Consider the following 19,310-nt stretch of genomic DNA (forward strand, 5'->3'; position numbering starts at 1 on the left):
GATGACCAATTGAACAATCCTAAACAAATATGAAGGAATAAAAAAGCCCCTGTGAAATTCACAGGGGCTTTTATTTTCTATATTACTAGGATGATATATTTAATCCTTTTTTTCAACTGGCGCTTGCAGTTTCTTGGTAAGTTCAACCGAAATAGCAGAACGCTCAAAGGTGATTTTTCCAGCGCCGGTCTCAATCAGTACTGTTCCTTTATCGCTATTGATCTGTTGGACCTTTCCGTGTATTCCACTGGTGGTCACGACTCGATCACCCACCTTTAAAGATTCAGCAAACTCCTTTTCTTCTTTTCGCCTTTTGGCTTGAGGTCTCATGATCAAAAAGTAAAAGACCGCAATGATTGCCAGATAAGGCAAAAAGTTGATGACAGTATCTAAATTCATTTAGGCAATGCCTTATGCGTTGGGCTGTCCAGTCTTTGCTCTTGGCGTCACAAAACCTTTGATACGGATGGACTCAGTACCTTTTTCTGTATTGGCCTTAATCGTCACGGTTTTGGTTTGAGCATTTGGCTTTCCATTGGTGTTGAATTTAACCAACATAGATCCTTCAGCACCTGGAGCGATAGGCTCTTTAGACCAAGTTGGTACAGTACAACCACAAGAACCTTTGGCATTTACTACGATCAAAGGAGCGTTACCAGTATTGGTGAATTTGTATTCATGCTCTACAACAGTTCCTTCTTCTACCGTTCCAAAATCGTATTCAACTTCCTCAAAAGTCATTACTGGAAAATCTCCAGCTACTTCCTTGCTTTCTGCAGCAGCAGTAAGATTGGCCTCATCGATCTTTGCGGTGGCCTTTTCATTACAGCTGGTCAATGTCATTGTAGCTACGGCAGCTACCATCAAAATTAATTTTTTCATTGTAATATTTTTTAAGAGCGTCAAATGTAATTAAAATGAGCTTGCAAAACAATTTGTTAACACCTGTTTGCACTTGCAAGGGGCTGATTTTTTCTATTCAAGCCAATGGAATTCAAGTCCCATACCTGAATAACAGCTGGTGATGATTAAAGCAATCCGCGGCCCACTTTGTTCAATTGATCGTTTTTCTCGAACTCCTTGAGCAAATTATCTAAGATTCCATTAATAAAGGTGGCACTCTTTGGTGTACTATAATCCTTGGCAATTTCCAGATATTCATTCAGCGTGACTTTTACCGGGATGCTGGGGAAATATAGAAATTCAGCCTGAGCCATCATGATCAAGACCAAGTCCACTTGAGCAATACGATCTTTCTCCCAATTGGGTGTTCGTTCAGCGATGCGCTTTTGTAATTCTTCCTGATTGAGTATGGTTTTTCTAAAGAGACTCATGGTGAAACTGGCGTCGCTTTGGTCTTTGAGTAGTTCAGGCAATACCACCTCCCTGGACGGTTTCACCTTGCTTAAAAAACGAATCATAGCAGAATTCACCAATGGATAATCATCCGTCCAAGTAATATTGACATCTTCTAGGTAATCCAATAATTCATCACTTGGGGCGATAATATCCTCATAAATACTAGCCAAAAATCGATAATCTGCTTTAAGAGAAGGATTTTCATCCATGGCATAAACTACAAAGGTCTTACTCTCCATGATTTTGAGGTACAGATTTTCGACGTATTTCGAATCCAAGTGCCAGGGATCCAGTTTCCTCTTCTGCAAAGCCTCCTTCAGCGCCTCACTTTCACGTAATTGTAGCAGGACCTTATTTTCAATGAGCTGTGTGGCCGGATTCCGTTCTGCATCTGTAGCTAGGTGTCTATGCTGGGCCTTCTGGTGACGGTCTACCGCCAACTCATGAATTTTTACCAATAATTGCGTCATGTATAAGAACAGCACATAAGTTTGCGTCATACTGGTATTGATAAATTTCTCCAAATCCTTGAGATCATCAGGGTGTTGTCTCTGAAAGGAAAAAATGGCTTGCATGACTTTGATGCGCAACTGTCTTCTGGTAAGCATAAGAACGTAATTTTAAAGGCGAAGGCCTGTTAAGACGCTTTCGCGAAAGCGATACCAATTTTACTCCCCTATCGCTTTACACAAGGGATTTTTAATTTTATTTTCCGGCCAGAGCCTCCTGTTTCCTGGCAGCAATACGGGCCTGAGCAATCTCCAATGCTGCCTGGTGCGTAGTCACTTTAGTTTCCGCAGCCCGGTTAAGGATCTCGATGGTCGTGGTGTAAATATTTTCTGTTTTCCTCATGATCTCTGAGCGGTCATACCCCTCGAGTTCTGCATAAACATTGATAATACCTCCAGCATTGATCAGAAAGTCAGGTGCATATACGATACCCCTATCTTGAAGCATTTTACCATGTTTTATTTCATTTTCCAACTGATTATTGGCAGCACCAGCGATGATATCGGCGGTAAGTTTATTGATGGTTGTGTTATTAACCGTCGCCCCCATGGCGCATGGCGCATAAATATCCATTTGCTCGCCGTACAAGTCATTACCGCCATAGATGGTAGCTCCATACTTATCGCGAACTTCTTCCAATCGGTCTTGGTTGATATCAGCAATAACAACGTCAGCACCTTCCTGAGTAAGATATTCTACCAGGGTCTCTCCTACATTTCCAATACCTTCAACATAAATTTTCTTGTCTTCCAAGACATCACTTCCATATTTGAATTCGGCTGCTGCCTTCATTCCCATAAAAACGCCATAAGCAGTGATGGGTGAAGGATTTCCAGCACCACCTTTGTGCTCAGAAATACCGGTAACATAAGGCGTGACCTCTCGCACGGTATCCATATCCTCGGTCGCCATGCCTACATCTTCGGCAGTGATATATTTCCCGCTTAATGAATGAACAAATTCGCCAAATCTGCGCATGAGCTCAGGGGTTTTTTGGGTTTTTGCATCCCCTAAGATCACAGCCTTACCACCACCTAAGTTCAGTCCTGTGATGGCGCTTTTAAAAGTCATCCCTCTGGATAAGCGCAATACATCGTTCAAGGCAGCCCACTCATTTTCATAATTCCACATCCTGGTTCCACCGAGGGCAGGTCCAAGAACCGTATTATGGATACCGATGATGGCCCTTAATCCTGTATCTTTGTCGTTGCAAAAAACGATTTGCTCATGACCATCAAAAGACACCTGTCCGAAAACAGGATCTTGACGTATGATTTGTTCCAGAGAGTCAAATTCTTGAGACATATAATGTGTTTGTACCGCTTGGGATTTGGTTTTAAAAAACGTGCAAAAATAACGTCATTTTAGGGAATTAGCAATTTACCAAACGTAATTTACCGAGCTTTCAACCGAGTTGATCGTTACAAAGGTATGTCTTCTATATATGAAAGAACTTCTAAAACTGAACAAACTATTTTCCCGATATAAATGGCAGTTATTGGGTGGGATTCTGGTCACCATTGCGGCTCGCATCTTATCGCTCGTATTGCCCAAATACGTAGGAAAGATTATCAACTTGCTGAACGATTATGATCAAGGTCGGGTGGAAAACACCGATGCGATGAAGGATGATTTGATCAATTATATCTTAATTATATTGGGAGCAACCCTTCTGGCAGCGGTGCTTACGTTTATTATGCGCCAACTGATCATCGTGGTTTCAAGGCACTTGGAATATGATTTAAAGAACATCGTGTACCAGCAGTACCAAAGATTATCACTTGGATTTTACAAGCAGAATCGTACGGGTGATCTGATGAACCGCATCAGCGAGGACGTTTCTAAGGTACGTATGTATATGGGACCTGCGATTATGTATAGTATCAATATGCTCACTTTATTTGCAGTTGTGATCCCAGCCATGATCGACACCGCACCAACTTTAGCCATTTACACGATTATTCCGCTACCTATTTTGTCCGTTGCTATTTATGTCATCAGTCGTGAGATTCACAAGCGATCTACCTTGGTTCAACAATACTTATCCAACCTGAATACCATATCTCAGGAATCATTTAGCGGGATATCTGTCATCAAAGCCTATAATTTGGCCCCACAAATGACCGCGCAATTTACTGAAGTAGCCAATGATAGTAAGGACAAAAACATCGACTTGGCCAGAGTACAGGCACTGTTTTTCCCATTGATGGTACTGCTGATCGGTTTAAGCAATATCATGGTCATCTATTTGGGAGGTAAACAGGTTATCGATGGAATCATAGAGGTGGGAACCATACCTGAGTTTTTAATCTATGTCAACATGCTCACCTGGCCCGTGGCAGTGGTAGGATGGGTAACAAATATGATCCAGCAGGCAGAGGCTTCTCAAAAAAGAATCAACGAATTCTTGGATATTGAACCCGATATTAGAAATCATACAGAACAGCACCATGAACTACAAGGTCATATCGTATTTGACAAAGTTAATTTTGTATATGACGACACCAATATTCACGCCTTAAAAGATCTCTCTTTTGAAATCGAAGCAGGCAAAACACTAGCTATTTTAGGTAAAACCGGTAGCGGTAAGTCCACCATTCTGGAATTGATTGGCCGACTGTATGATATAGAACAGGGATCGATCAGCATAGATGGCCGTGAAATCCATCAGTGGAATCTGGATGATCTGCGTCAAGCCATAGGTTATGTACCCCAAGATGCCTTTTTATTTTCAGATACCATAGGAAACAATATTGCTTTTGGAAAGAAAGATGCCAGTCAAAATGAAATCGAGCAGGCGGCTAAAAATGCAGTCGTACATAAGAACATCGTAAAATTCACCAAAGGATATGAAACCGTGCTTGGCGAGCGAGGTATCACCTTGAGCGGTGGTCAAAAACAGCGGGTATCTATTGCCAGAGCTATCATTAAGACTCCTAAGATTTTACTTTTTGATGATTGCTTGAGTGCAGTAGATACAGAGACCGAAGAAAAAATCCTTAACAATCTTAAAAAGCTAACCAAGGATACAACCACCATCATCGTAAGTCATAGGGTGAGTAGTGCTAAAAATGCAGATAAAATTATTGTGCTAGATGACGGTAAAATCGTAGAAGAGGGTAATCATACCAGCTTGGTCGATGCTGGAGGTTATTATGCAGAACTATTCACCAATCAGATGCTGGAGCAACAAGGCTCGTGAAAGTGGCTTAAGACTTCTTCACTTAGAAAGGACTTTTCTTCTCATAAGAAGGAGTTCACGACACAATGAATATGACTAAAAATCCGTATGGATTAGGTATCATAAATGAGCTTTCATACCAGGTAGGCTTTTCCAGTCTCCTTTCTCAGCATACTCTTTTAAGGTCTGATTACGAGTTGACAATAGTTCACGCATGTATTTTTTGAGAAAAAGTAGGTCAGCCAGGTTACCTAATAGGCCTAAAGGTGAGGTATAAATAAAGATATCTTTCATCAAAGTACGACCTTCTTCTAATCTCTCAAAATGATGTTCATGTTTAAATTTCTTGAAAATACCCTGCTGCATTTCGTCAGCAAAAAAGCTGTAGGGACGTACTTCAGTTATTCTACTGGTTAATTCCTGTCGAAATCCAAAATGCGTAGCTCGCCAAGTCACTGTATCTCCTTGTTCGACAAGACCAGAGGTTCTACCGGCAACTGCTTCCTCGCCCGTATGATCTAAAGATTTTTTGTGCAGATCTATACTGCGAGACAAATCAAAAACGATTTTGAGTGGTGCATTAATATAGGTAACTAAATGTATTTCTGGCATCTTAATATTCTGGTGAAGTTGGCAAAAATACAATATTGAACCAACCTACCACTTACCCATATCCACAAGACCATCAAGGCTTTACCCCCTTAATCAGATGATATCCAGCGTTTTTTTGAAACATAAAAGTCCGAGCTCCTGAATGATAATGGATGTGATGTAGTGATTTAATCTGGAGCTAGGATTATGCAATTACCAAAGCATAAGCTTTCACATTTGACATTTTTTTCTATTTTTGGTCGCCTAACCCCACATATTGAACATGAGCGATAGAGATTACAAAGACCAAGAAGAGATATATTCAAAAGTGGTGCGCGCTGGAAGACGTACCTATTTTTTTGATGTACGTTCCACCAAAGCAGATGATTACTATCTGACCATAACGGAAAGTAAAAAATTCACAAACGACGACGGTAGTTTCCATTTTAAGAAACACAAAATCTACCTTTATAAAGAAGATTTTCAGGAATTTGGAGAGACATTGAAGGAAGTCACCGACTATATCATTGATAAGAAAGGGGACGAAGTTATTTCTGACCGTCACCAATCTGATTTCAAAAAGGAAGAGAATCGATCTGCCGATGATGACGCTGCAGAGCCAAACCATCCCGCAAGTTTTACCAACGTAAATTTTGAGGATATTTAAAACCCTCGATTGTCTCAACTCCTAGCCTTTCTCAACGAAAGGCTTTTTTATTTGTAACTTCCCTATTCTTGAATTGTATGGATATGAAAAAGCACTTGGCGTTTTTATTGTTTTCTTTAAACTTACTTCCTGTACTCGCGCAGGTCCAACTTGATCCCGCCATGCAGGATTACCTACCCGCAAACACCAGCTACAACGATCAAATACCTCTTCCAGAAGATATCATTGGCTTTGTCCCTGGAAAATGGCACGTTTCCCATGATAAACTCATAGAGTACATGAAAGCCCTTTCCGTAGCCTCTGATCGTATTCAGATTGAAAACCGTGGAAAAACATATGAAGATCGCGGTCTTTACCTGTTGACCATATCAAGCCCTTCCAATCTCAGGAATCTGGAAGAAATACGCACCAATCACCTCAAAAACACTACTTCAGATCAAATTGACAATTCCACTGCGCCTATTGTGGTCTATCAGGGATTTTCTATACATGGCAACGAACCCAGCGGATCGAATGCTGCGTTAATCTTGGCCTATCATTTGGCTGCCGCCGAAGGACCAGAAATTGAATCTCTTTTAAACAACACAGTCATTCTTCTAGACCCAAGTCTCAACCCAGATGGCCTACAGCGATTTGCGGGTTGGGTCAATCAACATAAAAGCGATTTGGTCAATCCTGATAATTATGACAGAGAATATGATGAAGTTTGGCCTGGTGGACGCACCAATCACTATTGGTTTGATATGAATAGAGACTGGTTACCAGCACAATTACCAGAATCCCAGGCCCGAATTGCGACCTTCCACAAATGGCTGCCTAACATCCTAACCGATCACCACGAGATGGGAACCAATGCTACCTTCTTTTTTCAACCAGGAATCCCCTCACGTACCCATCCTCTGACTCCAAAAATGAATCAGGAACTAACGAGAAGGATTGGTGAATACCATGCACGAGCATTTGATAAAATTGGTTCACTGTACTATACCGAAGAAAGCTACGACGATTTTTACTACGGTAAGGGATCCACCTTTCCAGATATCAATGGCTCCGTCGGAATACTATTTGAACAGGCAAGTTCGCGAGGACATGCTCAGGAATCAGAAAATGGTATCTTGACATTTCCCTTTACCATAAAAAATCAGTTTACCGCAGCTTTAAGTACGCTGGAGGCAGCCCAAGGCATGAGGGCAGAGCTTTTGAACTACCAAAAGGATTTTTATACCAACGCACGCAAGGAAGCTGGGAAAGATGCATACATTTTTGGAGACGCTACTGACGCCAACCGCACCAAAGCTCTGGCTGACATATTGAGCCGTCACCAAATCAAGTTGAAACCAGTAAACCAGGACTTCACAAAGAATGGGAAGCTTTTTAAAAAAGGCTATGCTTTTATGGTGCCTAAAAATCAAAAAAACAGCAGATTGCTTCAAGCCATGTTTGAAAAACGCACTGAATTTCAGGATAGTTTATTCTATGATATCAGCGCCTGGACATTGCCATTAGCCTTTGATATGGATTTTGAAGAACAAGGTTCCTTGGATTTAGCTGGTTCAATGAGTGATATGGAAGAGAGTCCACGGGTTGAAAAATCTGATTTTGCCTACTTATTAAGATATAATGACTACTATGCTCCTGCAGCGCTGTATCAGATATTGTCAGAAGGCATTCGCGCTAAGGTGGCCATGCAACCTTTTGGTTTGAGTGATAGAAATTATGACTATGGTACCATTCTTATTCCCGTCATGAATCAGGAAAAGAATGCGGAAGAGTTGGAGGTGTTTTTGAAGAATTTATCCAAGAGGTTTAATATAAATTTTGAAGCTGCTCCAACTGGATTGACTTCAGGTATTGATTTAGGCTCCCGCCAATTCAGGGCGTTGGAATTACCTAAAATCGCAGTATTAATTGGGGAAGGAATAAATCCGTATGACGCGGGAGAAATCTGGCATTTAATGGATCAACGTTACCAGATTCCGATCACAAAAATTGACCTCCAGGATATCAATAGAAAGGACTTGAATAAATACACTACTATAGTAGTTCCCGCTACGGCAGCCCAGAAAATGAGGTAGTCGATCAGTTAAAGACCTGGACGCGCCAAGGTGGTACATTAATCGGTTATCGCAGCGCCCTGAGGTGGCTAAGTAATTCTAAATTACTACCCCTGACCTTCAAGAAAACGGAGAACCCTGCAAAAAACATCAGTTTTGAACAACGAAGTGATTTTTACGGTGCCCTAAATATCGGCGGTGCCATATTTGAATCCAAACTGGATCGTTCTCATCCCATCGCATTTGGTTATAAAGATGACAAATTACCTTTATTTAGAAATACAGAGCTGTTTATAGAAGCGGATGATAGTTCTTTTAAAAATCCTATACGGTATACAGAATCACCATTGATGAGCGGATACATTTCCGATATTAACTTACAAGCCCTCAAGGGTAGCGTTCCATTCCAACATAATAACTATGGCCGAGGTGAAGTAATTGGATTTACAGATAACACCCAATTTAGGGCCTTTTGGTATGGCACCAACAAGTTATTGATGAACGCTATTTTCTTTGCCAAAGAAATGTAATCGGCTGTAGCGTTCAAGTGCATAGCTTAAAGACCAATCAACCTATGCGATCACCATTTTCGGCCTCACTTTCTGGCTGTAGAAGAATCACATCCTTATTTTCTCCGAGTATGCCTAATAGTAGACATTCACTGATAAAATTGGCAATCTGTTTCTTTGGAAGGTTAACTACGGCAATCACTTGCTTGCCCACAAGATCTTTTTTGTTGTAACCTTGGGTGATTTGGGCACTGGTTTTTTTTACACCCAGGACTCCGAAATCAATCTGTAATTGATAAGACGGGTTATGGGCTTCAGGAAAATCACCAACAGTAATGACAGTCCCCACGCGCATATCAATTTTCTGGAAATCGGACCAATTGATTTCCATTAAGGCATCTTGAGTTTCTTGATCATTTCTGGAGAAATATACTCATCGGCGCCGTAAGCATCTACTAGTAATCCCTTCTCTCCAGACTCACAAGAAATAGCGTACAAGATGGTATTGTCCCCTGTACTACTCATTCCCTCAAACCTGTAAAATTTATCTACAGTGAGTTCGCCCGCTTTCCAATCCTGCTGAAGGTCCTTTGAATGGACTCCATTTTCAACTAAATCAAAATTTACTGTATATCCGGCTTTCTGTAGATCACCTACTGCCTCAGAAAGGGTGTCATATGCTTTTTTCATGGTATCATGTCAATTTGAATTCAAGATAACGAATCGTCTCGGCTTGCCAGGGCTGTTTAAAACAAGTTTAGCGTTTTAGAGAATTGTCTGGCAATTCCCAGGAGTTGATAACAAGTCTACATGTTGTAACGAAAACATTATTTGAAGGACTAACAACAAGAACTATATCGGGAATAAAAGAAAAAAATATGGCATTGACTCCATCCAATATGATTGATTTGGGCACATCAGCCCCAGATTTTGAATTATTAGATACTGTAAGTGGTGATCTGAAATCACTTAACCAATTGAAAGGTAGAAAAGGCACAGTTATCATGTTTCTATGCAACCATTGCCCGTATGTACTGCACGTCAACGAAGAGCTTGTTCGTGTGGCCAATGACTATCGGGTCACCGGATTTGGTTTTGTAGCCGTTTCCAGTAACGATATCATTAAATACCCACAGGATGGTCCGTCCTATATGAAACAACATGCAGACGAACAAAATTATCCTTTTCTTTACCTATATGATGCCACTCAAGAAGTAGCCAAAGCTTATGATGCGGCATGTACACCTGACCTGTTCTTATTTGATGGTGAATCAAAACTAGTGTACAGAGGGCAATTGGATGACAGCAGGCCGGGAAACGGTATACCACTTACTGGTAGATCTCTGAGAGAGGCTATGGACGCCATCTTAGGAAATAAGCCAGTACCCAAAATCCAAAAACCCAGTATGGGTTGCAATATCAAATGGAAATAAAAGCTGTGGTAGTTTTCAGGGATAAACAGTAATTTAGCAGCAAATCCAATTTGATATGTTTTCACTCAAAGTGATCTGGAATCCCATAGAAGGTTTAGACCTGGGAATGTTCACCATTCATTTTTATAGTCTATCGTACATCATTGCTTTTATTTTAGGCTGGTACATCATGAAACCTATCTTCAAAAGAGAAGGTGTAGATAAAGAGAAGTTGGATCCCTTATTTATGTTCACCGTTATCGGTTGTTTAGTTGGTGCTCGATTAGGACATTATTTGTTTTATGAGCCATCTACTTTTTGGACCGATCCTCTTCATGTTTTTCTACCTTTTAGACTGGATCCTTTTGAATGGACTGGCTTTGCTGGTATGGCGAGTCATGGTGCAGCGATCGGTATTATTATCGCCATGTTTTATTACAGTCGCAAGCATCTCAAAAAAAATATGCTATGGATCTTGGACCGTATCGTAATTCCTACAGCCATAGGTGGAACTTTTGTACGACTAGGAAACTTGATGAACAGCGAGATCAATGGTAAAAACACCGATGCCTTTACCGGTTTTAAATTTGTGAGGGATACAGGAGATAAACAAGTGAGGATGGCTATTCAACAAACTGGCATTCAAGATACCGACAAGGCCATTGATGCCTTAGTAGAGAATCCTGCTTATGCCGATCTTTTAGCTAGTATTCCTTACAAACACCCAGCCCAGCTCTATGAGGCGATCTGTTATATTTTTGTTTTTATCGCATTGTATCTGGTGTATTGGAAAACGGATAAATCAAAGAAATTGGGTTATCTATTAGGCTTGTTCTTTGTTTTGTTATTCACGGTAAGATTTTTTATTGAATTTGTTAAAGCCCCCCAAACCGAGGCTGATAGCTTTTTTGGTGGTGCATTGAATACAGGGCAACTATTAAGTATACCTTTTGTTTTACTAGGATTGTTCCTGATGTTCCGTCCAGAAGGAATGTTTAATAAGAAAAGTGCAGATTGATAAGAGCTCTAGCCAAATAGACTCGTCCGTAGAAACCAGCTTTCATTCGATCAGCTATGATTGACAGGTATGTTTTTTAATAATCCTTGTCCACCGAATATTCAATTGATGATCTTAGCGCTTTCGCGAAAGCGAACAAAACGGATGCATTAAGCTGATTGAATGGATTGACAATACTTCACTTGATCGATCTTTTGACCTTGAGATTACAGCAAAAAAAATCCCGACCAAATGGCCGGGATTTTTAATTGTAGGATGATGATCACATTAATAATTGATGTATACCCATCTGGCCAAATCTTCTTGATCTGGGTCATTAAATTTAAGCGTGTAGAAATAAGTCCCGACAGGTAATAATCCATCTCCTGAACCTAGTCCAGCATTAGGTATACCTGCAAATTCGACGTAATTGCTGGAATTGGTTTCGTACACAATGTTTCCATATCTATTGAAGATTTTTAATTCAAAATTATCAAATTGTTCAATATTAGGAATTCGGAAGGTATCGTTAATACCATCATCGTTGGGAGAGAAACCTTCAGGCATCATTACTTCACAAGTCTCGATGATCAATTCAAAGCTCGTAGTTTCAAAACATCCAGTGGCATTGCTTTCCAATCTGGCGTAAATGGTTCCTGCGCTTGCAGTTGCTCCTGCTGTCAACGGATTGGTTCCCATTTCTGCCTCAGAGAGACTGGCATGGTAAGTTATACTGAAGTCATTAGGAGATTGTCCGTCCAATACTGCTGAATCATTCACGGAAAAATCAACAGCAGCAGCATTGTCCAACGGCGCATCATCGCATTCCGTCAGGTCATCAGCTACACCGATTCTAGGAGCATCCAAGACAGCAATTTCAAAAGAACTGGTATCAAAACAATCTGAATCTGCCGCGTTTTCCACTCTAACAAATATTGTCTCTGTAGGTCCAGCAGAATAGGAAGTGGGAGTAGAAATTGGATTGGCTGGCGTCTGTGCGTCAGTTAGATTATTGTAGTAGCTTACCACAAAATCGTTGGGATCTTGCCCGCCTAAAATTTCAGATTCGGCCAAGGTTAGATCAAACATCTCTACCAAGTCCCCACTTGGGTCATCACATAATTCCAATGTGGACGCTGTATTAGCTTGAGCGGTGGAATAGGTAATATTTAAAGTTTGGACCTCAAAACAGTCAGCATTATTGCTTTGAACACGTACGAACACAGACTGATCGGTTGTCACCGTATAACTGGTACTTCCTGCAATGGGATTGACTCCATCATTAGCATCGGCCTGGTTTTCATAAATTGTCAATGTATATGCAGTCGGATCAAGTCCATTGAGGATTTGATCGTTTCTACTCGTCAAATCTACCTGAGCAGTACCTGAGGTTTGACAAACAATAATATCATCTGGAACAGCTGGAACAATTTCTTCATTCACATCAATACAAACCGTTTCTACGTACGAACAACCGAAGCTATCCATAAACACAAAGTCATAGCAATGTTGACCAGCAGCAGGCGGCTGTACGGTAATAGTGTTTCCATTGGTCGCGATGATGTCCGCATTGGCTGTCCATGCTTCGGAAACCTCCCCAGGTGTGTAACGCTCAGCGACCGGAACGATTGAGGGGTTGAAGTTCAGCCCCCATTCAAAAATATAACCGTTATCACTCGAAAGGTTGTCAGTTACTCTAAGACACCACAATCCATTGAGAGAGGTACCTATAAGGTTGGAAAACGGTTGTTCTGCCAGATAATCACCCGCCGGTAATGTAGCATTGGTTGCCGCAGCCTGAACAAAGGTTTGTGTAGCTGAAGGGCCTTCAGTAAAATTATAAACAAATCCGACCCCAGGGCTCAAGTCCGTATCCACATCAATGGGTATCCCCAAGAAGGTTCCTCCGCCTGCAAATACTCCCGTCTTAAGATCTAAGGTAGCTCCGTTGGGTGCAATGAGTACAATATCTAAATCCCCAAGAAAACTGTGTTCTATATCAATAAAAACACTAACAAGATCTGAAGGATTTTGTAAAGTTGCCCCGGGTGCAAAACCTTGTACATCAATACAAGTTTCATAAAAAGTAGTCCCGTTATCATCTGGCAAGAAGGTCTGTCCAGAAACTGGTGGAGCTACTTCAGCCACAAACTCTGTGGCAGTAACCGCTCCTACAATATCAACGGTTTCTCCAAAGCAAATACTAGATTCAACCGCCTCAGTTCCGGTAAAATCAGGAGTTGTTGAGACCTGTACAACAACGTCTTCTAATGAACGGTCCCGACATCCATCAGGCGCAGTCGCAACAAAGTCATATCTATAGATTCCAGGCGTATTTAATGTCTGAGTCAGTGTATTACCCATGGATTCAGTTCCATCGGGTAGTATAAATTTAAAGGTACTGCCTGTTCCATCCACTGAAAAAGCGGCTGATCCAGTGAAATCAATTACTTCACCTTGACAAACCCTCAAAATGCCATCTGGATCCAAAGCGGGCATAGTTGTCACGTTAGTAGTAATTGTTTGACAACTATCAAAACAAGCTACCGTCGCTTCCCAACCTGCAGCCGTATTGGAACTGTCTGAGATAAATCTAAACGTCAAACATCCAGAAGTATTAGCCGCTGAAGCTTGTATGGTACCTGGTGAATTTGTCCCCAGGAAAACGCCTGATGGTGCGCCGTTAGCATTATCAGCATCATACACAAGCAATATATCTCCGGTACCGAGTTGAAAACTATTAAAAGTGATTAACATATCATCGGTAGCAAATGGTGAGCAGAAAGTGATCACTGATTGCTCGCCGTTATCATAGTTGGCAGATAGTCCACCAGAGTCGGTAAAACTACCACTACAAGTAACAAAAGACCCGTCGTCCATGGTAAATTCCTGAGCTTGGGAAATAACTACGACCGAAAAAAATAAAAGAAATAAAAGTTTTTTCATAATGAAGAATAGTTTGGTTTGTGACCGGATTTGGATATGCAAAATAGTGAAAAAGAAATATTAAGTATAGAACTTCCAGTCTTAAAACGCTGAAATCATCAGAAATAAGGATAAAAAAAACCGCCCATTATACAATGAGCGGTCTAAAGGTTATTATACCGTTTATAATTACACTTGATCTGATTTTGAATCTTCTTTAACCGGCTTTGGCGCAATCTTTCCTTTGGACTTATTCATAGTATCGTACATCACTGGAGTTGCGATGAAAACAGAAGAATAGGTTCCCACCAACACACCTATGATCAATGCGAGCATAAAGCCTTGAATGGATTCACCACCAAATATAAATATAGCCAACAATACGATTAAAGTAGTCAAAGAGGTATTCAACGTACGAGAGATGGTACTGCTGATGGCAGCATTTACTGTACGAGGGAAATTCCAGTTGGTACGCTCGTTGATAAACTCACGTATCCTATCAAACACAACCACGGTATCATTCAGGGAGTAACCGATTACCGTAAGTATCGCTGCTATAAATGCCTGGTCAATTTCCATATTAAAAGGAAGAACCTTGTAAAGTAACGAGAAGGCTCCTAAAACAATGATTACATCGTGGAACACAGCTGCAACAGCACCCAATGAGAATTGCCATTTCCGGAAACGGAAAAGGATATAAAGGAATACCACGATCAAGGATCCCATGATGGCGTAAAGCGATCCAGTAAGTATGTCATCTGCAATGGTAGCCCCTACCTGGAAGGAGGATCTCAATCCATATTGTTTGTTTTCATCACTGATATCAGCAAACTCGGCTTGGGTCATTCCTTCTGGCAAATAAGGTTGAAGCACCTGATAAAGTTTATCTTCAATTTCCTGACTCACCACACTATCGTCGCGATCAATACCGTACTTAGTACTGATCTTCAATTGATTGTCGGCACCATATGTTTTGGCTTCTGCACTACCAAAGATATCGTCTGCACTTAACAGCTTAGTTACTTCGGTCGCATTCACTGGCTCTTGAAAACCTACAATAGCTGTACGACCTCCAGTAAAGTCAATTCCTAAATTCAATTTATTAATCGCCAAGGAGGTCAAACTCACGGCAATAAGTAATCCAGAAATAATGTAAGCCACCTTACGCTTTTTCAGGAAATCAATGTTGACATTCCTGAACCAGTTTTTAGTCACCGCGGTAGCAAACATCAAAGACTTTCCATTTTTACCATACCCATCAATGAATAATCTCGTGATAAAGATGGCCGTAAACAAAGAAGTAAGAATACCGATCATTAATGTGGTCGCAAATCCTTGGATCGGACCTGTACCAAATATATATAGGATCAAAGCGGTAAGAAAGGTCGTAATGTTGGCGTCAAGAATTGAACTCAAAGCATTGTTGAAACCATCTCTAATGCTATCTGCCTGAGATTTTCCTTTGGCTAATTCTTCTCGTATACGCTCAAAGATAAGAACGTTGGCATCTACAGAAATACCAATCGTCAAAACGATACCTGCAATACCTGGTAAAGTTAATACAGCCTTCAGAGAGGCAAGTGCACCAAAAATAAACAGGATGTTCACCAATAAGGCAATATCTGCATAGAAACCAGCCCTACCGTAATAGAATATCATCCAGATCAATACCAGCACCAAAGCAATGGCAAATGACCACAAACCACTATTAATAGCTTCTTGCCCTAAAGATGGTCCGATTACGTCACTTTGAATAATTTCAGCACTTGCAGGAAGTTTCCCCGCTTTTAAGACAGTGGCCAGATCCTTGGCCTCATCTACCGTAAAGCTTCCAGAAATCTCAGTACGACCACCAGAAATTGCTTGCCTGGCAGTTGGTGCGCTATACACCGTATTGTCCAATACAACTGAAACCTGAGTTCCATTGGTAGCCGCATAACCAGTCATCTCTTCCCAAATACGCGCACCTTCACCATTCATTGCCATGGTTACGATAGGCTCTGCATTGGCATTGAAATCTTGTGCTGCATCAGTGATCACTCCACCAGATAGTGGTGGTTCATTTTGAACATTCCCTTTTAAAGCATATAAGTCAACGATTTCAGCGCCTACGCTTTCGTTAAAAACAGGCAATCCCCAAGCAAATTTCACATTACGCTGTTCTGGAGCTAATCTTGTCCTGGTCTGTGGATCATTTAAGTATCCCATGATTAGGTCCATATCATCTGCCTTAAACGCAGCTAAAGCCCCCATAGGGGACTGATACATTCTTGAGAAGATAGGATTGGTATCATTGCCGCCCAATACTTCTTCAACATCTTCTTCTATGCTATTGTCGTTGTTCAAAAGATCAGAAATTCCTGTTTCAGTAGAATCCTGAGCAACCTCCTCGCCTTCGACCTCAGTTGTTGCACCTGCTGTGGCCTGCTCGATGTTGGCAGCAATTTTCTCAGCCCAGTAACTATCGGCTGCGCTCAAATAAGGAGCAATTTCCTGTGCCTTGTATACGTGCCAGAACTCAAGTTGAGCAGATTTGGTTAAGATATCTCTGATACGTTTGACGTCTGTTTCACCTGGTAACTCGATGAGAATTCGCCCAGAAGTACCGAGTTGTTGGATATTCGGTTGGGTCGTTCCGAACTGGTCAATACGCTTTCTTAAAACTTCAAAAGCACTGGACATGTAGTCTTTTAACTCGGAACGAAGTTTACCGGCTACTTCATCATTACTCATATCATATTCGATATTTACAGCCGCCATTTCCTGGTTGGCAAAAATATCCGGAGAGGCAAGTCTAGCTCCCTCAATCTGATTAAACTCTTCAATGAAGTAGTCAAAGTAGTCATCCTGGCCATCTTTGATACGTTCATCTGCAGCGTCTAATGCCCGGCGGAAGTCTCCATCCGTTGAGCCATCTGCCATACCGATCAACAGGTCACGTACGGATATTTGAAGAATTACATTAATTCCACCTTTAAGGTCAAGACCTTTCTTAAGCTCTTGTTCCTTGGCGTCATCATAGGTGGTAAAACCTCCCCAGACATCAGAACCTCCTAAACTATCCAGGTATCTTTTACGGGCATCGTCCCTTAGTAAAGCCGAATTTTCAGCATCTTCACTGATTAAGCTAGAGGCAAATATCTCTGCATCGCTTTCTACCTTGTTGGTGATAAATGTATAGGTAAGTTGGTAGATACTTACCAAAGCAAAAATGATCGCAAAAAATCTGATCAATCCTTTATTTTGCATGTTATTGGATTTAAATTAAAATATAATCAGCAAGTCTTTGTGACTTCCTGTAATTGTAAATGTTGATGTTAAAATGATGCGCTGGAAAAATCCTGCCAATAAGAGTTTAGGCATTGATCCAGCTATAGACAATATTAAACCACGCGAGGTCCTGCACGAGTCTCGGGAACTTCTTGAAGCCTTCGCTCCAAAGAGAATTCTGTGGTACCTATCGCTTGAAGCGAAAAGAAAGAATATCCACAGGACAGATCCTGGGTATAGGATTGTGTTCCGGAATTGTATTTAAGATCAGTGGCACGCTGAAGATCCTGTTTGGCCTCGACAATGGATTTTCCATCCATGCCAATATCGCTACTTTTCGGTGCGCCAATCGAGGTCACCGCAAGATCTAAATCCTTCTTGTTTTCAGAGCCCCAGTTAGTATCTAACAACTCCTGAATACTCATCGGACTCAGGTCGATGTAATAGGTTATTGACCAACGGCCTTCAACCCAATGGGCTTTCACATCGGTAGCCCCTACTTTGACCAGCAATCGTGTAATCTGATCCAGGTGCTCTGGTGGGTTCTGTTCATCTTGCTGGATGCCAGCATCTGACCACTGGATTTGCTGATTTGGTATATCCTCTCGCTGCAGGTCAAAAACCCACAGAGAGATCATAGCGACCATAGCGCTTAAGTACCATTTCAACTTCATGCGCCAAATATATACTTTCAAACCATTTTGGACAATTTATCTTGCCTTAGTTTACCATCACGAACACATATAATAGTACACTGGCTGTCAAATACTTGCTGTCAGGAAGAATGCAGGTTGTGTTTCTAAGGATGGGATTTCGCCTTGAGCGGAAAAAAAATGGGAATAAAACCGCTAACTAGCATAAAAAAAGCCGCTCTACAGAGCGGCTAGATGTTATATTTTATGAAAAGTTACTGAAGAAGTGAATTCGTAGCTTTAACTCCTTCTGCACTTTCCTGCATTGCTGCCTTTTCTTTATCGCTCAACTCAATCTCCACCACCTTCTCGATTCCATTTTTCCCAAGAACAACAGGTACTCCAATGCAAAGATCAGACAGACCATATTCTCCGTCTAGCAATGTGCTACAAGGGAATATTTTCTTTTGATCGCAGGCTATAGCTTGAACTAGTCCAGAAACTGCTGCACCTGGCGCGTACCAAGCACTTGTTCCCAACAAACCTGTAAGCGTGGCTCCTCCGACTTTCGTGTCCTGTAATACTTGTTCTAACCTCTCTTCAGAAATAAATTCGCTAGCCGGTACTGAATTACGGGTAGCTAATCTTGTCAATGGTACCATTCCTTTATCCGAGTGACCACCGATGACCATACCATCTACATCAGAAATAGGAGCTTCTAAAGCTTCAGCTAATCGATACTTAAATCTGGCACTATCCAAAGCACCACCCATTCCGATGATTCTGTTTTTAGGAAGGCCAGTTTCCTTGTGTGCCAGGTAAGTCATGGTATCCATTGGATTGGACACAACGATCAAAATGACATTGGGAGAATGTTCCACTAGACTGGCAGATACGGATTTGACAATCCCTGCATTGATTCCAATCAGCTCCTCGCGTGTCATTCCAGGCTTACGCGGAATTCCAGAAGTAATTACTGCAATGTCGCTACCAGCAGTCTTGGTATAATCATTAGTCACCCCAGTAATTTTGGTGTCAAAACCATTGAGAGATGCGGTTTGCATCAAGTCCATGGCTTTCCCTTCGGCAAAACCTTCTTTGATATCCAGCAAAACGACTTCACTGGCAAAATTTTTAATAGCGATATACTCTGCACAACTGGCGCCTACAGCACCTGCTCCTACTACGGTAACTTTCATTTGA

Annotated in this window: 17 protein-coding genes; 6 read left to right on the forward strand and 11 right to left on the reverse strand. The window is 41.3% G+C overall.

All coding sequences use genetic code 11. The features are described from left to right. Positions 1 to 99: 99 nt before the first annotated feature. From yajC to EGM47_RS12385, 4 genes are all read right to left on the reverse strand, one after another. Positions 100 to 399 (reverse strand): preprotein translocase subunit YajC, encoded by a 300-nt coding sequence (yajC, locus tag EGM47_RS12370; RefSeq protein WP_124981129.1) that lies wholly within the window; start codon positions 397 to 399, stop codon positions 100 to 102. A 12-nt stretch (positions 400 to 411) separates the two neighbouring features. Next, positions 412 to 882, reverse strand: a complete 471-nt coding sequence (locus EGM47_RS12375) for a DUF1573 domain-containing protein (RefSeq protein WP_124981130.1) — start codon at positions 880 to 882, stop codon at positions 412 to 414. Between the two features lie 146 nt (positions 883 to 1,028). Further along, positions 1,029 to 1,967, reverse strand: a complete 939-nt coding sequence (nusB, locus tag EGM47_RS12380; RefSeq protein ID WP_124981131.1) for a transcription antitermination factor NusB — start codon at positions 1,965 to 1,967, stop codon at positions 1,029 to 1,031. Positions 1,968 to 2,064: 97 nt separating this feature from the next. Beyond that, a complete protein-coding gene (locus EGM47_RS12385) occupies positions 2,065 to 3,174 on the reverse strand; it encodes a Glu/Leu/Phe/Val family dehydrogenase (protein WP_124981132.1) in 1,110 nt (369 codons plus the stop codon). A gap of 139 nt (positions 3,175 to 3,313) precedes the next feature. Here EGM47_RS12385 and EGM47_RS12390 point away from each other — a divergent pair, with 139 nt between their 5' ends. Then, positions 3,314 to 5,071: an ABC transporter ATP-binding protein gene (locus EGM47_RS12390; RefSeq protein WP_124981133.1), complete on the forward strand. Its 1,758-nt coding sequence runs from the start codon at positions 3,314 to 3,316 to the stop codon at positions 5,069 to 5,071. Between the two features lie 99 nt (positions 5,072 to 5,170). On the opposite strand, the gene EGM47_RS12395 is transcribed toward EGM47_RS12390, so the two are convergent. Beyond that, positions 5,171 to 5,662, reverse strand: a complete 492-nt coding sequence (locus EGM47_RS12395) for an SRPBCC family protein (RefSeq protein WP_124981134.1) — start codon at positions 5,660 to 5,662, stop codon at positions 5,171 to 5,173. A gap of 262 nt (positions 5,663 to 5,924) precedes the next feature. On the opposite strand from EGM47_RS12395, the gene EGM47_RS12400 reads away from it, so the two are divergent. From EGM47_RS12400 to EGM47_RS16605, 3 genes are all read left to right on the forward strand, one after another. Beyond that, positions 5,925 to 6,308: a PUR family DNA/RNA-binding protein gene (locus EGM47_RS12400; RefSeq protein WP_124981135.1), complete on the forward strand. Its 384-nt coding sequence runs from the start codon at positions 5,925 to 5,927 to the stop codon at positions 6,306 to 6,308. Between the two features lie 83 nt (positions 6,309 to 6,391). After that, a complete protein-coding gene (locus tag EGM47_RS12405) occupies positions 6,392 to 8,383 on the forward strand; it encodes a M14 metallopeptidase family protein (RefSeq protein WP_317126897.1) in 1,992 nt (663 codons plus the stop codon). A 329-nt stretch (positions 8,384 to 8,712) separates the two neighbouring features. Continuing rightward, positions 8,713 to 8,892, forward strand: coding sequence for a hypothetical protein (locus EGM47_RS16605; protein WP_317126898.1), 180 nt, complete (start codon positions 8,713 to 8,715; stop codon positions 8,890 to 8,892). Positions 8,893 to 8,929: 37 nt separating this feature from the next. Here the strand turns inward: EGM47_RS16605 and EGM47_RS12410 are convergent, their stop codons facing one another. Together EGM47_RS12410 and EGM47_RS12415 are read right to left on the reverse strand one after the other, a co-directional pair. After that, a complete protein-coding gene (locus EGM47_RS12410) occupies positions 8,930 to 9,262 on the reverse strand; it encodes a tRNA-binding protein (RefSeq protein WP_124981136.1) in 333 nt (110 codons plus the stop codon). Then, complete coding sequence (locus EGM47_RS12415) at positions 9,262 to 9,561, reverse strand: phosphoribosylpyrophosphate synthetase (RefSeq protein ID WP_124981137.1); 300 nt, start codon at positions 9,559 to 9,561, stop codon at positions 9,262 to 9,264. Before EGM47_RS12415 ends, EGM47_RS12410 begins: the two co-directional genes overlap by 1 nt. A gap of 188 nt (positions 9,562 to 9,749) precedes the next feature. Between EGM47_RS12415 and EGM47_RS12420 the strand changes: the two genes are divergently transcribed. Together EGM47_RS12420 and lgt are read left to right on the forward strand one after the other, a co-directional pair. Beyond that, positions 9,750 to 10,304, forward strand: a complete 555-nt coding sequence (locus EGM47_RS12420) for a thioredoxin family protein (RefSeq protein ID WP_124981138.1) — start codon at positions 9,750 to 9,752, stop codon at positions 10,302 to 10,304. 55 nt (positions 10,305 to 10,359) lie between these two features. Continuing rightward, positions 10,360 to 11,301 carry a prolipoprotein diacylglyceryl transferase gene (lgt, locus tag EGM47_RS12425; RefSeq protein ID WP_124981139.1) on the forward strand — a complete coding sequence of 314 codons (942 nt, stop codon included), beginning with the start codon at positions 10,360 to 10,362 and terminating at the stop codon, positions 11,299 to 11,301. A 267-nt stretch (positions 11,302 to 11,568) separates the two neighbouring features. On the opposite strand, the gene EGM47_RS12430 is transcribed toward lgt, so the two are convergent. The 4 genes from EGM47_RS12430 to mdh form a co-directional block, all read right to left on the reverse strand. Next, positions 11,569 to 14,226 carry a T9SS type B sorting domain-containing protein gene (locus tag EGM47_RS12430; protein WP_124981140.1) on the reverse strand — a complete coding sequence of 886 codons (2,658 nt, stop codon included), beginning with the start codon at positions 14,224 to 14,226 and terminating at the stop codon, positions 11,569 to 11,571. A 168-nt stretch (positions 14,227 to 14,394) separates the two neighbouring features. Further along, the gene (gene secDF, locus EGM47_RS12435; protein WP_124981141.1) at positions 14,395 to 17,454 is read right to left on the reverse strand and encodes a protein translocase subunit SecDF; all 3,060 of its coding nucleotides are present in this window, start codon (positions 17,452 to 17,454) and stop codon (positions 14,395 to 14,397) included. Positions 17,455 to 17,588: 134 nt separating this feature from the next. Then, on the reverse strand, positions 17,589 to 18,149 hold the full coding sequence (locus EGM47_RS12440) for a hypothetical protein (protein ID WP_124981142.1): 561 nt from the start codon (positions 18,147 to 18,149) through the stop codon (positions 17,589 to 17,591). A 233-nt stretch (positions 18,150 to 18,382) separates the two neighbouring features. Next, positions 18,383 to 19,306, reverse strand: a complete 924-nt coding sequence (gene mdh, locus EGM47_RS12445; protein ID WP_124981143.1) for a malate dehydrogenase — start codon at positions 19,304 to 19,306, stop codon at positions 18,383 to 18,385. Between the last annotated feature and the right edge of the window lie 4 nt (positions 19,307 to 19,310).

It is taken from the genome of Nonlabens xiamenensis (genome assembly GCF_003865345.1).
Lineage (GTDB): Bacteria > Bacteroidota > Bacteroidia > Flavobacteriales > Flavobacteriaceae > Nonlabens > Nonlabens xiamenensis.

Excerpts from the sequence above, each read along its gene's own strand:
- EGM47_RS12410 (WP_124981136.1), bottom strand. The coding sequence starts at position 9,262 with ATGGAAATCAATTGGTCCGATTTCCAGAAAATTGATATGCGCGTGGGG.
- secDF (WP_124981141.1), bottom strand. The coding sequence starts at position 17,454 with ATGCAAAATAAAGGATTGATCAGATTTTTTGCGATCATTTTTGCTTTG.
- EGM47_RS12375 (WP_124981130.1), bottom strand. The coding sequence starts at position 882 with ATGAAAAAATTAATTTTGATGGTAGCTGCCGTAGCTACAATGACATTG.
- EGM47_RS12390 (WP_124981133.1), top strand. The coding sequence starts at position 3,314 with ATGAAAGAACTTCTAAAACTGAACAAACTATTTTCCCGATATAAATGG.
- EGM47_RS16605 (WP_317126898.1), top strand. The coding sequence starts at position 8,713 with ATGAGCGGATACATTTCCGATATTAACTTACAAGCCCTCAAGGGTAGC.
- EGM47_RS12440 (WP_124981142.1), bottom strand. The coding sequence starts at position 18,149 with ATGAAGTTGAAATGGTACTTAAGCGCTATGGTCGCTATGATCTCTCTG.
- mdh (WP_124981143.1), bottom strand. The coding sequence starts at position 19,306 with ATGAAAGTTACCGTAGTAGGAGCAGGTGCTGTAGGCGCCAGTTGTGCA.
- EGM47_RS12405 (WP_317126897.1), top strand. The coding sequence starts at position 6,392 with ATGAAAAAGCACTTGGCGTTTTTATTGTTTTCTTTAAACTTACTTCCT.
- lgt (WP_124981139.1), top strand. The coding sequence starts at position 10,360 with ATGTTTTCACTCAAAGTGATCTGGAATCCCATAGAAGGTTTAGACCTG.
- EGM47_RS12415 (WP_124981137.1), bottom strand. The coding sequence starts at position 9,561 with ATGAAAAAAGCATATGACACCCTTTCTGAGGCAGTAGGTGATCTACAG.
- yajC (WP_124981129.1), bottom strand. The coding sequence starts at position 399 with ATGAATTTAGATACTGTCATCAACTTTTTGCCTTATCTGGCAATCATT.
- EGM47_RS12420 (WP_124981138.1), top strand. The coding sequence starts at position 9,750 with ATGGCATTGACTCCATCCAATATGATTGATTTGGGCACATCAGCCCCA.
- EGM47_RS12395 (WP_124981134.1), bottom strand. The coding sequence starts at position 5,662 with ATGCCAGAAATACATTTAGTTACCTATATTAATGCACCACTCAAAATC.
- EGM47_RS12385 (WP_124981132.1), bottom strand. The coding sequence starts at position 3,174 with ATGTCTCAAGAATTTGACTCTCTGGAACAAATCATACGTCAAGATCCT.
- nusB (WP_124981131.1), bottom strand. The coding sequence starts at position 1,967 with ATGCTTACCAGAAGACAGTTGCGCATCAAAGTCATGCAAGCCATTTTT.
- EGM47_RS12400 (WP_124981135.1), top strand. The coding sequence starts at position 5,925 with ATGAGCGATAGAGATTACAAAGACCAAGAAGAGATATATTCAAAAGTG.
- EGM47_RS12430 (WP_124981140.1), bottom strand. The coding sequence starts at position 14,226 with ATGAAAAAACTTTTATTTCTTTTATTTTTTTCGGTCGTAGTTATTTCC.